The following is a 14,034-nucleotide window of genomic DNA, read 5'->3' as shown; positions in this document are numbered from 1 at the left end:
CTCAACGATGATAAATTGTTGGGGATTTTTTAATATTTTTACTGTGTTAGAATTCTTATCAATGTCGTCTCAAACTAAGTTTAAAGTACCTTTTTATGAAAAATTATATCACCTTACTTGCATTATTTATAGCGACAACTTCTTTCAGTCAAGTTTCCATCGAGAAACAAAAAATGGAACTTCGAAATCTAATACAAAACTCTTTTGATGAAATCTGGAGTGATTTAAATGCTTCTGCTATTAAAAAATATTATACCGAAGACTTTTTACTATTAGAACATGGCGAAATTTGGAACAATGACACCATTGCCAACTACTTAAACAAAGCCAAACTCAAACTTCCAAAACCCAAAAGAACCAATACTATCGAAGTTATAGATGTAAAGATAAATGGCTCAACCGCTTGGATTGCTTATCATAACTATGCCACATTTACTGTTGGTAACGAGACTACCCGAAAAGCCTACTGGCTCGAAAGTGCTACCGCTATATTAACAGAAAATGGTTGGCGACTCGATATGCTGCACTCCACAAGAGTTAAAAGATAGTAAATCGCTAGTAATTTTGGTTGTTTCTAATTAATAAAAATCCAATAGTTATGAAATCAAAACTCATCACAGTAATTTTAGTCTTTTCCTCTGTTACCACTTTTTCTCAATCTATAGAGAGTTTGAAAGTGGCTACAAAAAAATTGTATGAAGCCAATTATCTGATGGATTTTCAAGCAATTGTTTCGTTATCCTATCCAAAAATGGTGGAGACTGTTGGTGCAGATCTATTACTTGAAAAAATAGAAAAACACTACGAAAACGAGGAATATCGCTTGCGCGAACAGCTAGAAATCTTACCATTTCAATATGGAATAATAAAGAAAGTTGCCGAAAAAACATTTTGCGTTATTACTTTTAGAAATCCAATGCGGTACTTTTTCGAAAACAAACTCACTCCTGAAATATCAACCCAAAAGAAAGCGTGGTTACAAGAAATTAATGCTACTAAAGATGTTACTTTTGAACCTACAAGAAACAGTTTTAACGTGCGAAAAACGTCTACCTATGTAGCCATAGCCGATGAAACTACCAGCAATGAATGGCGATTTTTTAATTTAGACGATAGCAATCAATTGACTAGTTTCAAATCATTAATTGATGAAAACATACGAAAAGAATTAGGGTTGTAATCAAAATATTGGCTACCTTTACTTCACTCTACAATTAATCTATTTTAAAATTATATCATGGCAAAAGGAAAAGACGTACAGAAAGCCGCAAAAAAAGAACCTTTGAAAACGGCTAAAGAAAAAAAAGCGGAGAAACGTGAAAAGAAGAATACACCTAAACGGGATTAGTTTAACCACGAAGGACACAAGGTATAAAAACCACGACGCTCACAAAGAAAATACTCCTTGTGAGCTTTGTGCCTTCATAATGAAGTTTATGGTTGTAAATTACAATTCATCGGGGAAAACTTTTCCAGGATTTAGAATATTATTAGGGTCAAAAACATGTTTGATACGTTCCATCAGTTCCAAATGCACTTTGGAAAAAGCAATATCCATAAAGTTTTTTTGAACAAACCCAATACCGTGTTCGCCGGAAAGTGTGCCTTTCATGGAAACGGTTAGTTCAAATATTTCGCGAATACCAACTGGTACTTGCGTTTGCCAATTGTCATCAGTCATATCGCCTTTGATGATATTCACATGTAAATTTCCGTCGCCAGCATGACCATAGCAAACGGATTTAAAACCATACTTTGCTCCTATTCGTTTAATGCCATTCAGCAACTCAGGTAACATATACCGCGGTACTACAGTGTCTTCTTCTTTGTAAATTGAGTTCGCTTTTACTGCTTCTCCCACAGCGCGACGCATTTTCCACAAAGCATTTTTCTGTTTTTCGGTGTCGGCAAAAAGTACTTCATCAATTTCAAACTGTTCTACCACGGCTAAAATTCGCTCGGCTTCTTGCATTAAGATATCGGGATAATTACCATCAACTTCTATCAATAAATGTGCTTGATGTTCGGGTTTTACTGTTACACTTATTCCTTTTACATATTGAATCGTCCAGTCAATGGCATCGCGCTCCATAAACTCTAAAGCACTTGGTGAAATACCCGCACGAAAAATAGCCGAAACCGCTTCGCAAGCTTCATGTGCTTTAAAAAAAGGAACTAACAGTAAAACGTTGTAATTATTTTTTGGAATTAGTTTTAAAACCGCTTTAGTAATGACACCCAATGTTCCTTCGCTTCCCACCATCAATTGTGTCAAATTATAACCCGTTGAATTTTTTAGCGTATTGGCTCCAGTCCAAATAATTTCACCATTGGGTAATACCACTTCTAAATTTAAAACATAATCTTTCGTCACTCCATATTTTACGGCTCTTGCACCACCCGAATTTTCAGCAATGTTACCTCCAATCCAACAACTACCCATACTACTTGGATCAACGGGATAAAACAATCCTTTCTCGGCAACGGTTTCGCGCAGTACTTGGGTTATAACGGCGGGTTCTACTGTAACTTGGAGGTTCTGCTCGTCAATTTCAAGGATTTTATTCAGGCGTTCCATGGATAGTCCGATGCCTTGATAAATAGATAAAGCACCACCGCTTAAACCAGTTCGTGCGCCTATAGGTGTGGTGGGAATTTTAAAATCGTTGGCTAGTTTTAAAATAGCAGAAATCTCTTGTGCATTGGCAGGTTTTACTACTACACTAGGTGGAAAAACATAATCTTCGGTTTCGTCGTGACCATAATTATTTCGGGTTTCGATATCAGAGAAAATGTGGTTTTCGCCTACTATTTGAGTTAATTTTGTTAGAATTTCGGGACTGAGTGACATTATTTTATATTTTGTAGAGTAAAAGTAATAAAAAAAGTTGGGAGTTGGGAGTTGGCAGCAGTGCTATGTTTTTAGTGAAATGTGATTTAGCAAAAGACGTTTGCTTTTAGCCCCGATTGCAGTGGAAATCCTTTTTCTTTTTTTCATACTTAGCTTGTCGAAGAACAAAAAAGAAAAAGATTGTAACGGAAAGCGGGAAAATGGTTTGTAAAAATGCCCAAGCGACTCGCTTCTATTTCTTCTTTAAATTGGGTAAAAAATGACAAATAATTCCCATTAGCGGGAGAAAAGAGCATACCTGATAAACGTATTGTATGGAAGTTGCATCGGCTAGTTTCCCCAACAACGCCGAACCCAAAGCGCCCATTCCGAAGGCGAAACCATAGAAAAGTCCGGAGACCATTCCGAGTTTTTTGGGCAGTAATTCTTGGGCATAAACAATAATGGCTGGAAAAGCTGAAGAAATAATAATACCAATTACAACCATCAAAACATCGGTATAAAAAAGATTGACATGCGGCAAGAGTAAGGCAAAAGGTGCCGCACCAAATACAGAAAACCAAATCACATATTTACGTCCGAATTTATCGCCTAATGGCCCGCCAATAATTGTGCCAACTACAATAGCAAAAAGGTACAAAAACATATGAAACTGGGCTTGTTGTATCGAAAGATTGAACTTATCCATGATGTAAAAAGTGTAGTAAGTAGATAGACTTGCAGAGTAAAAAAACTTGGAGAATATCAAGATTAAAAGTAGAGCAATGGCCCATTTTACCTTACTCTTAGAAAGGGCATGAAAATTAACAAATTCGCCTTTTTTGTTATTCCGCATAACCAAATGATCGCGGTACCAAAAGGCAATTTTAGTGATAATCGCTAACCCGATGAAAGCCGCAACTACAAACCATAAAATATATTTTTGAGCATTGGGCACTACAATCAGCGCCACTAATAATGGTCCGAGTGCAGTGCCTAAATTGCCACCTACTTGAAAAATAGACTGCGCTAAACCGCGTTTTCCGCCCGAAGCTAAATTGGATATCCGCGACGACTCGGGGTGAAAAATAGCCGAGCCAGTACCTATTAATATCACTGAAATCACAATCCAATTAAAAGTATTGGCATAGGACAACGATACTATTCCTGCTAAGGAAAACAACATGCCGTATACCTGCGAAAAAGGTTTTGGGTGTTTATCTGTATAATAGCCCACAAAGGGTTGCAAAATTGAGGCTGAAAACTGAAAAGCAAACGTGATTAAACCGATTTGTGAAAAAGTTAGCTTGTAATTTTGCTTTAAAATAGGATATACCGACGGAATTATTGCCTGAATTAAATCGTTGAGCAAATGCGCAAAACTGATTGAAAACAGTATCGAAAAAACGGTTTTGTGAACCAATCCAGGATTTTTTGATAAGGGTGATGCGGTAGAATTCAAAATGGTACTTTTATGGGTGCAAAAGTAAGTCTTTGCAACGAAAAATGATTAAAAAAACGGCGACTAACTGATGAGCCAATATTTTTTATAAATTTGTTTATGGCTATGAAACAACTTGAATCAAAATCGGCGCTATCAGAAAAAGAAGGAATTCCTCAGCCTGAGAGTTTTAGCCAATCGGCTTTGGAAAAAATTGTAACCAACCGCAAACACCAACCTTCCGCAGAAGATTTAATTACTGGAATTTTAAAAGGTGACAAAGTAGCACTTAGCCGCGCTATTACTGTTGTCGAGAGCACTAACCCTGCTCATACTTCCAAAGTCAATGACATTATCCATGCCTGCTTACCACATGCTAATAATTCTATTCGAATAGGTATCACAGGTGTTCCTGGCGTGGGCAAAAGTACGTTTATTGAAGCTTTTGGCACTTACCTCACCTCGATAGGCAAAAAAGTAGCTGTTTTGACGGTTGACCCTAGTTCTACTATCAGTCACGGGAGTATTTTAGGCGATAAAACCCGAATGGAAGAACTTGTAAAAGACGAAAATGCTTTTATACGTCCAGCAGCTTCGGGAGAAACTTTGGGAGGCGTGGCACGAAAAACGCGGGAAACTATTATTCTCTGTGAAGCGGCGGGCTTTGACACCATAATAATTGAAACTGTTGGCGTTGGACAGAGTGAAACTGCCGTTCATAGCATGGTAGATTTCTTTTTATTGCTCAAAATTTCGGGTGCTGGCGATGAACTACAAGGCATTAAACGTGGCATCATGGAAATGGCAGATAGTATTGTAATTAATAAAGCTGATGGCGATAATGTGGCTAAAGCTAAATTGGCCAAAACCGAATTTAACCGTGCGTTGCATTTATTTCCAGCAAAATCTTCGGGTTGGATACCTCAAGTAACCACTTGCAGTGCTTATGAGAAAACAGGGATTGATACCATTTGGAAGATTATATCGGACTATTTTGAATTGGTCAAAGCCAATCATTATTTTGACCAAAAACGCCAAGACCAAAACCAATTTTGGATGCTCGAAACCATTAATGAGCAATTGAAATCTAATTTTTATAATAATCCAGAAATAGTAAAACTTTTGGAAGAAAATAAATTAGCCGTTGCTTCCAATAAAAAATCACCATTTTTAGCTGCCTTAGAATTATTATCTAGCTATTTTAAATAAATCCCATATTTATACCCTATCTAGTTTAATTATTACAAAAAACTTACTTTTATATCACAAAAGGTATAAAATATAGAAAAAATTAAAAAATATACTATTTTAGGTATAAAAATTCAAAAAAATTATATATTTGTGCTCTAAAAGGTATAAAAATGAAAGAAAATCTAAACAATATAAGTGTTTACGTTAAGGCAAAACGTAAGCAAAATAAACTAACACAACCCGAATTAGCACTAAAAGCAGGAGTTGGTTTGCGATTTGTAAGAGATTTAGAACAAGGAAAAAACACCTTGCGAATGGATAAAGTGAATGACGTATTACGGTTATTTGGAGAAGAATTAGGTGTAGTTCAAATGAACAGAGAAAAATTATTGAAGTAATGAACAGAAGCGGAAATGTATATGTGAAAAATGTTTTTTGTGGCGTTGTTAGCGAAACAGACGCAGGATATTCTTTTGAATATAATAAAGACTATTTGCAGGACAACCAATCCCAAGCCGTGAGTTTAACATTACCATTAACCGAAAAACCCTATCAAAGTAAAACATTATTTGCTTTTTTTGATGGACTAATTCCTGAAGGTTGGCTTTTAGATTTAGCCGAAAAAAATTGGAAAATAAATTATAAAGACCGCATGGGTTTGCTCCTAACCTGCTGTAAAGATTGCATTGGAGCCGTAAGTGTTGTGAAAAATGAAGAATTATAAAAAGAAATATTTCGCTCAATTAGAGAAATCTACCAAAGAAGTACAAGAAAAAAGTACGTTCTATGGTAACCGTTGTTTGTATTGTTATGAACCTCTATTGAATAGCTCATCCGATTTTCATGAAGCATGCAACAAACGTTTTTTTGGACAATTAAAAACACCTCAACTTGCCTATAGTTTGGAAAATTTGCAAGAACTAGCAACACAAGTGATCCAAAGTCAAATGGCCGTTACAGGAGTTCAAGCGAAAGTATCCATAAGTCTATATAGAAAACAAGAAAAAAATGTAACCAAAAAACTCACCATAGTAGGACTGTATGGCGATTATATCTTAAAACCGCCGTCGGACCACTATGAACAATTGCCCGAATTAGAAAGTGCCACCATGCACATGGCAGCAGTTTGTGGTATAAATGTTGTGCCAAATAGTTTGGTAAAATTACAAGATGAAACCCTATGCTACATCACAAAGCGAGTGGATAGAACGCGAAAAGGAAAGCTACAAATGGAAGATATGTGCCAATTAAGTGAACGACTTACCGAAGATAAATACAAAGGAAGTCATGAGCAAGTGGCTAAGTTGGTTCTGAAATATTCTAGTTCGCCGTTGTTGGATGTGAGTAATTTTTATGAGCAAGTATTGTTTAGTTTTTTTACAGGAAATAGCGATATGCATTTGAAAAACTTTTCGCTTTTGGAAAATGATAATGCTGGTTTTAGCTTATGTCCTGCTTACGATTTGGTACCTACAGCATTGGTTAACGAAGCAGATACAGAGGAACTTGCACTTACTTTAAATGCAAAAAAAAGAAAATTGAAATACAATGACTTCTTAGTCGCTTTTGAAAATTGTGGTTTAAACAAAAAGGTATTAGACAATACACTAGAGCTTTTTGTATATGCAAAACCCGAAATGGTAGCTGTTTTAGAAAAAAGTTTTGTAAGTGATGACTATAAAATGAAATACGTGAACTTAATGGATAGAAGGTATAAACAGTTAGGTTTGACATAAATAATGAGCAATAACAGCTTGGAACCGCCATTCTATACAAAACACATTTCACAAAAAAATGCACATGCCCTAATAGTTAGACACTAGTTGGGGCATTTTTTATGGAAAGAGAAGTTAAATATGATGATGCATATATGTTCAACTAGATTGTACACTATTACTGCCACAACATAAATTAACTTTTTGAACGTAGTAATTTGAATTTGAATAAATACTTTTATTTAAAATCTATCTTCCTGTTTTCGTTTACATACTCTAAAATCAAAAAAAATATTGAAAAAATCTTGCTAATAAAACTATCAAAAATTAACAGCTATTAAAAAATACTTAAAGTTTTAACAATTGGGTTTTGAAAGTTTTTCATTATTATATATTTGCATCCGAAAATGAAAAAGAAAAATACATATATCACTTTTTTGTTACTCGGGTTAATGTTACCTGGGTTGGTTTTTGGAGCTAGTTTTTCAGTGAATACAAGCAGCTTATTTGGGGTAGCCAATAACTTCACATTGGCTAACGACAACTTTTATATCACACAAGCACTACCTTTTCAAAGCGAGGTTCCTATTGATAATTCTGACGAAAACCAACTATTTACAATAGATATCGAAGAGATTGTTGCGCCTTGCGACGTAAAATATTATATGGTAATCACTAATTGTGTATGCTATTTTAAAAAAGTAATTTCTAGATACAAAGAACAAGGTAATCTACAATTCCAACCTGATATTGTTCCTCCACCTCCGAAGAAGTAAATAAATTTTAATTAGTGTGTTTGTGTTGTTTTTCTACTCGATGAAAAGCAAACCGAATGAAATATTATCCATTTAAAATTTATTTAATATTCTTAAAAATGAACAAAATTATTTTGATCGTTGGTCTTTTTATATTGACAAGCGTTACTATCTCTTGCGACAACAAAAAGTTAGAAAACGGCATTCCCGAAACCTATCAAATTACAAAACCTATAGTGGTTGACACGACTTTCACTATTGACCATGTTGCCGAAATTCAATCGGTGCAAAATGTGGAAATTCGCACTAAAATAAACGGTTATATTGAAAAAATCCATGTTGATGAAGGTAAGCCAGTGAAAGCAGGACAGCTATTGTTTAGCATCAATAGTCAAACTTTGGAAAAAGAACTCTTAAAAGCCAAAGCTTTGGTCAAAAATGCTTACGCGGAAGCTAAAAATGCCGAATTAAATCTGCAAAATATAAAACTACTTGCCGAAAAAAATATCGTTTCAAAAACAGAATATGAAAAATCTCAGGCAGCTTATACCGCTGCTCTTGCGCGCATTGACGAGCAAAGAGCCAATCAATCGAGTGCCGAAATTATGTTATCAATGACAAAAATTAAAGCGCCTTTTGATGGAATTATTAATCGCATTCCATTTAAAATTGGTAGTCTTATCAATGAAGGAACGCTACTGACGACTATTTCAAACAATCAATCGGTTTATGCCTATTTTAATGTATCTGAAAAAGAATATTTACAATTTAAGGAGCAAAATACGGTCAACAAACCAGCCGAAATCACCTTACTTTTAGCCAATGGTAAACCACATGAATACAAAGGAACCATTGAAACCATTGAAGGCGAATTTGACCAAAACACAGGGAATATAGCCTTTAGAGCAAAATTTCCAAACCCCGAATTGTTATTAAAACACGGTTCTAGTGGAAAAATTCAATTGACTAATAGTATCAAAGGAGCTATTATCATCCCTCAAAAAACCACATTTGAAATTCAAGACAAGCAATATGTTTATGTTGTTGATAAAAACAACACGGTTAGAGCGCAAAACATTGAAGTAAAACAACGGCTACAGCATCTTTATGTACTTGAAAAAGGATTAAGCCCAACGGATCAAATCATTTATGAAGGCATTCAAAACCTGAAAGATGGTGATAAGATTACGGCAAAGGTAATTCCGATGAAACAAATAATTGCTACACTAAAAAAAGGCTAAATAACACAACAAATCATGTACTCAAATTTTATTCATAGACCCGTTCTATCAATTGTTATTTCATTAATGATTGTGCTATTAGGCGCATTGGCATTGACCCAATTACCAATGACTCAATTTCCCGATATTGCACCACCCGAAGTTACCGTTACCACCAAATATACTGGTGCGAATGCCGAAGCTTGTGTGAAAGCGGTGGTTACCACTCTTGAACGCGCCGTTAACGGTGTTCCAGGCATGGCTTATATGTCTTCTGTCTCTGGAAATGATGGAACCAGTGTGATCAATATTATTTTTAAAGCAGGAACCGATCCCGAAATTGCGGCGGTAAATGTGCAAAACCGTGTTTCCTCTGTTCTTGACGAGTTACCAGAGGAAGTAATCAAATCGGGGGTTATTGTTGAAAAAGTACAGAACAGTATGCTTTTGTATTTAAACATATTGAGCGCTGACCCTACTTTGGACGAAAAATTCCTATTCAACTTTGCTGATATTAATATTATTCCCGAGCTTAAACGTATTGATGGTGTGGGCTTTGCCGATATTATGGGACAACGAGAATATGCAATGCGTGTTTGGTTAAATCCGGTAAAAATGGCGGCTTACAATATTTCTACCGAAGACGTTATTCAAAGCCTAAAACAACAAAACATAGAAGCAGCTCCTGGAAAAGTAGGTGAAAGTTCGGGTAAAATTGAACAGTCCCTGCAATATGTGGTGAAATATACCGGAAAATATAATACCAAAGAGCAATACGAGAATGTAGTTATCAAACGTGATTTTCAAGGCGAACTGTTGCGTTTAAAAGACATAGCCGATGTGGAATTTGGCTCTCTAGATTATGATGTACTTTCAAAAGAAAACGGAAAACCATCGGCAGCTATTGTTTTAAAACAACGTCCGGGAAGTAATGCTAGTGATGTGATTGCCAATATCAAAAGTAAGATGGACGAACTAAAACAATCGTTTCCAGCAGGAATTACTTATACTTACAGTTACGATGTCTCCAGCTTTTTGAACGCTTCTGTTGAAGGCGTTATCTACACATTAATAGAAGCATTTTTATTAGTAGCATTGGTTGTATTTATCTTCCTTGGCGATTTCCGTTCTACTATAATTCCAGCTATTGCAGTGCCGGTTTCGCTCATCGGAACTTTCTTCTTTATGCAATTATTTGGCTTTTCTATCAACTTGATTACCTTATTTGCCTTGGTTTTAGCCATCGGTATTGTGGTGGATAATGCCATTGTGGTGGTCGAAGCTGTGCATGCTAAAATGGAAGAAGAACATCTCGACCCCAAAACCGCAACCGAACGCGCCATGGAGGAAATAGGCGGTGCTATTATTGCCATCACGTTAGTAATGTCGGCTGTGTTTATTCCTGTGGCGTTTCTTCCTGGACCTGTGGGTGTTTTCTTCCGTCAATTTTCGGTAACCATGGCTATTTCAATTGTGCTTTCGGGGATCATAGCATTAACATTAACGCCCGCTTTGTGTGCCATGTTATTAAAAAATACACACGGACAAATACGCAAGAAAACAATAATCAATCGTTTTATTGATGCCTTTAATACGCAATACAATAAAATAGCACAACGTTATCGACGCATTTTAGAGTTGATTGTAAACAGACGTTCGGTAACGATTATTAGTTTGTTGGTTTTTTGTTTCCTCACCTTTGGATTGGGAAAAATACTTCCGGGCGGATTTATACCTAATGAAGACCAAGGAACTATCTACGCCAGTATCACCACACCATCTGGAGCTACATTAGAGCGTTCAGAAAATGCAGTCGATGCTATTCAAGAAGTAGCGATGAAAAACGAAGGTGTAGCCTCTGTATCTACCTTGGCTGGATATAATTTTTTAACCGATGGAACTGGAGCTTCGTTTGGAATGAACTTAATTAGTTTAAAAAGTTGGGACGACCGAAAAGGGGTAACCGATCAAGATATTATTCAGGATTTAAAAGAAAAAACTAAGTTTATTAAAGACGCCAAAATCGAATTCTTTACACCACCACCTGTTCCTGGCTATGGAAATTCTAGTGGTTTTGAACTTCGCATTTTAGATAAAACGGGTAAAAGCGATTTAAAAAAACTAGAAGAAGTAGCCACTAATTTTGCTGTTGAACTCAATAAAAATGAAGCCATAAAAAATGCGTTTTCCTCTTTTGATGCGAGTTTCCCGCAGTATTTGGTCAATATCGATAATACTAAAGCGGCACAAAAAGGCGTAGCTATAAACGAGATTTTAAACACCTTGCAAACCTATTTAGGTAGTGAATATGCAACCAATTTTATTCGTTTTAATCAAATGTATAAAGTAATGGTGCAATCATCGCCCGAATATCGCACCAAACCGGATGATATTTTAAAACTCTATGCTAAAAACGCTGAGGGCGAAATGGTAGCCATGTCTTCCTTTTTATCCATCGAAAAAGTATATGGCCCTGAACAAATCACGCGATATAATATGTATCCTGCGGCCATGTTAAACGGTGAACCCAGAGAAGGTTTTAGCTCGGGACAAGCCATTGAAGCGGTAAAAACTATTGCTGCCGAAAAACTACCCAAAGGATATGGCTTTGATTGGGGCGGTTCCTCTCGCGAGCAAGCCAATGCGGGCAACGAAGCTGTGATTATCTTCTTAATCTGTTTGTTGTTTATTTACTTTATTTTATCGGCACAATACGAAAGCTTTTTGCTGCCATTACCAGTGATACTGTCGTTACCTACAGGAGTTATGGGTGCCTTTTTTCTACTAGCCGCGCTAGGACTTGAGAATAACATTTATGCACAAGTAGCTATGGTTATGCTTATTGGACTGTTAGGAAAAAATGCGGTGCTTATCATTGAGTTTGCTATTTTAAAACAAAAAGAAGGTCTCACGCCATTACAAGCGGCTATCGAAGGAGCATCGGCACGTTTACGACCTATTTTGATGACTTCCTTTGCCTTTATTGCCGGACTTATTCCGCTGATGATAGCTACTGGCGCAGGTGCTATTGGGAATAGAACGATAGGCACCGCCGCTGCGGGTGGAATGCTCTTTGGAACCCTTTTTGGTGTTCTTATCATTCCGGGCTTGTACTTCATTTTTGCTTCCTTGGGTACTAAAAAAAACAACTAAAACACAACTGAAATTCCGTTAATTGAAACATCACACTCCTAAAAGATATGTTACAAATAAATAAAACACTACTGTTTATTGCCTTACTTGTTTTTAGCACCAGTTGCAAAACACCCTCTATAACGAGTAGTACTTCCAATGATAGTCAGCCTTTACCTGATTCCTTCGTCAACTCAAAAGATACGGTTACGATAGCCCATGTAAAATGGGAACTTTTTTATAAGGATACCGATTTGAAGTATTTGATTGAAACGGCTTTAAAAAATAATTATGATTTGCAATTAGCGGTTCAAAAAGTAGCGATTGCTACCAATAACGTTAAATTACGAAAAGGAGAACTACTGCCTATTTTAAACGCAGGCGTAAGCGCAGGTCAACGTCGCTTTGGACTTTTCACTATGGATGGTGCCGGAAATGCCAGTACTGATATTTTACCGGGACAAGTGGTACCCGAAAATCTACCCGATTTCTTCGCAGGATTTAACGCCAGTTGGGAAGCAGACGTTTGGGGCAAACTACGCAGTAATAAAAAAGCCGCCATTGCCCGATTTAGCGCCACGATAGAAGGGAAAAACGCCATTCAAACCGCTTTGATAGCCTCGGTGGCGGGTACTTACTATGAATTGCTCGCACTAGATAACGAACTGGATATCATTAGAGAAACAATCGATTTACAGCAAGACGCTCTAGACATTATTCGGGTAAAAAAACAAGCAGGCGTTGTTAATGAACTAGCCGTAAAACAATTTGAAGGTCAGGTGGCGAACTCCAAAGGATTTGAATATGAAATTTTACAGCAGATTGCGCTCACCGAAAACCAATTGCACTTTTTGTGTGGACAATTTCCTAAACCGATAGTGCGCGACAAATCCAAGTTTGCTGCTTTAGATAGTTCGCTACTCAGCGCAGGTATTCCGTCGCAACTGTTAAAAAATCGTCCCGATATCAGACAGGCGGAACTGGAAGTAGCGGCATCCAAATTTGATGTAAAATCAGCTAAAGCGGCGTTTTATCCGTCGTTTATGATTACAGGAAGTGTGGGTTATCAAGCGTTTAGTACTGCCTTATGGTTTCAATCGCCCGAGTCGTTGGCTTATGCCTTGCTTGGAAATTTAACCGCTCCGTTATTAAACCGAAGTGCCATAAAAGCACGATTTAACACTGCCAAAGCCAATCAAACCGAAGCTTTATTGCACTATCAAAAAAATATTCTAAACGGTTATGTCGAAGTGGCTAACGAGCTAGCTACCCTTAAAAACTTGGAACAACTCTATGCCGAAAAGGACAAAGAAGTAGCATCCTATCAGCAATCTACGGTTATAGCGAATAATTTGTTTGAAACCGGAAGAGCAACTTATCTCGAAGTACTGATGGCGCAACGCACCGCTCTAGATTCCAAAATTCAGTTGATTGTTACCAAAAAATTACAGCACCAAGCCCGCATCAATTTGTATAGAGCACTTGGTGGTGGATGGCAATAACAGCTAGCTACAACTAAGTAGCTTGCTGCCACTCGGCCTGCCTTGATTTGGTTAGTAGCAGTGCAAGCGTTACGTTTGCACTGGCAAAAGTAGGCTAGCAAAAAAAACCGTCTCTGCTAAAGAGACGGCTTCTTTCTTTACAGAAATCATTATTTATTATAACACAGGTTTCAATACTTTATTTACTCCATGGATTACACCGTTTGAAGCTTGAATATCAGCTTGGAAAACTCGAGATAAATTATTTG

The 14,034-nt window shown here is 36.8% G+C and carries 13 protein-coding genes; 10 read left to right on the top strand and 3 right to left on the bottom strand.

Annotated elements, in window-relative coordinates; all coding sequences use genetic code 11:
* Positions 1–95 precede the first annotated feature (95 nt).
* Positions 96–548, top strand: a complete 453-nt coding sequence (locus tag WFZ85_RS05415; RefSeq protein WP_342695269.1) for a DUF4440 domain-containing protein — start codon at positions 96–98, stop codon at positions 546–548.
* 50 nt (positions 549–598) lie between these two features.
* A complete protein-coding gene (locus WFZ85_RS05410; protein WP_342695268.1) occupies positions 599–1,180 on the top strand; it encodes a hypothetical protein in 582 nt (193 codons plus the stop codon).
* A 267-nt stretch (positions 1,181–1,447) separates the two neighbouring features.
* Here the strand turns inward: WFZ85_RS05410 and WFZ85_RS05405 are convergent, their stop codons facing one another.
* Positions 1,448–2,851, bottom strand: coding sequence for an FAD-binding oxidoreductase (locus tag WFZ85_RS05405; RefSeq protein WP_342695267.1), 1,404 nt, complete (start codon positions 2,849–2,851; stop codon positions 1,448–1,450).
* 232 nt (positions 2,852–3,083) lie between these two features.
* Positions 3,084–4,295, bottom strand: a complete 1,212-nt coding sequence (locus WFZ85_RS05400) for an MFS transporter (protein WP_413789731.1) — start codon at positions 4,293–4,295, stop codon at positions 3,084–3,086.
* A 102-nt stretch (positions 4,296–4,397) separates the two neighbouring features.
* On the opposite strand from WFZ85_RS05400, the gene meaB reads away from it, so the two are divergent.
* The 8 genes from meaB to WFZ85_RS05360 all read left to right on the top strand — a co-directional run bounded on the left by meaB (position 4,398) and on the right by WFZ85_RS05360 (position 13,786).
* On the top strand, positions 4,398–5,480 hold the full coding sequence (gene meaB, locus WFZ85_RS05395; protein WP_413789727.1) for a methylmalonyl Co-A mutase-associated GTPase MeaB: 1,083 nt from the start codon (positions 4,398–4,400) through the stop codon (positions 5,478–5,480).
* Positions 5,481–5,632: 152 nt separating this feature from the next.
* Positions 5,633–5,860, top strand: coding sequence for a helix-turn-helix transcriptional regulator (locus WFZ85_RS05390; protein WP_342695264.1), 228 nt, complete (start codon positions 5,633–5,635; stop codon positions 5,858–5,860).
* Positions 5,860–6,186 (top strand): HipA N-terminal domain-containing protein, encoded by a 327-nt coding sequence (locus tag WFZ85_RS05385; RefSeq protein ID WP_342695263.1) that lies wholly within the window; start codon positions 5,860–5,862, stop codon positions 6,184–6,186. Before WFZ85_RS05390 ends, WFZ85_RS05385 begins: the two co-directional genes overlap by 1 nt.
* Positions 6,173–7,198, top strand: a complete 1,026-nt coding sequence (locus WFZ85_RS05380) for a HipA domain-containing protein (RefSeq protein ID WP_342695262.1) — start codon at positions 6,173–6,175, stop codon at positions 7,196–7,198. The genes WFZ85_RS05385 and WFZ85_RS05380 overlap by 14 nt, the downstream gene beginning before the upstream one ends.
* A gap of 386 nt (positions 7,199–7,584) precedes the next feature.
* Entirely contained in the window at positions 7,585–7,953 is a 369-nt protein-coding gene (locus WFZ85_RS05375; protein WP_342695261.1) for a hypothetical protein, read from the top strand.
* Positions 7,954–8,051: 98 nt separating this feature from the next.
* Positions 8,052–9,173 carry an efflux RND transporter periplasmic adaptor subunit gene (locus WFZ85_RS05370; RefSeq protein WP_342695260.1) on the top strand — a complete coding sequence of 374 codons (1,122 nt, stop codon included), beginning with the start codon at positions 8,052–8,054 and terminating at the stop codon, positions 9,171–9,173.
* 15 nt (positions 9,174–9,188) lie between these two features.
* Positions 9,189–12,305, top strand: coding sequence for an efflux RND transporter permease subunit (locus WFZ85_RS05365; RefSeq protein WP_342695259.1), 3,117 nt, complete (start codon positions 9,189–9,191; stop codon positions 12,303–12,305).
* A gap of 47 nt (positions 12,306–12,352) precedes the next feature.
* Positions 12,353–13,786 (top strand): TolC family protein, encoded by a 1,434-nt coding sequence (locus tag WFZ85_RS05360; RefSeq protein ID WP_342695258.1) that lies wholly within the window; start codon positions 12,353–12,355, stop codon positions 13,784–13,786.
* Between the two features lie 156 nt (positions 13,787–13,942).
* Here WFZ85_RS05360 and WFZ85_RS16460 read toward each other — a convergent pair.
* Positions 13,943–14,034: fasciclin domain-containing protein (locus WFZ85_RS16460; protein WP_413789730.1), on the bottom strand; the 92-nt coding region annotated here is incomplete at its 5' end.

This window comes from Flavobacterium aureirubrum (genome assembly GCF_038739835.1).
Taxonomy (GTDB): Bacteria; Bacteroidota; Bacteroidia; order Flavobacteriales; family Flavobacteriaceae; genus Flavobacterium; species Flavobacterium aureirubrum.
This window is presented reverse-complemented; position numbering and strand designations above follow the sequence as displayed.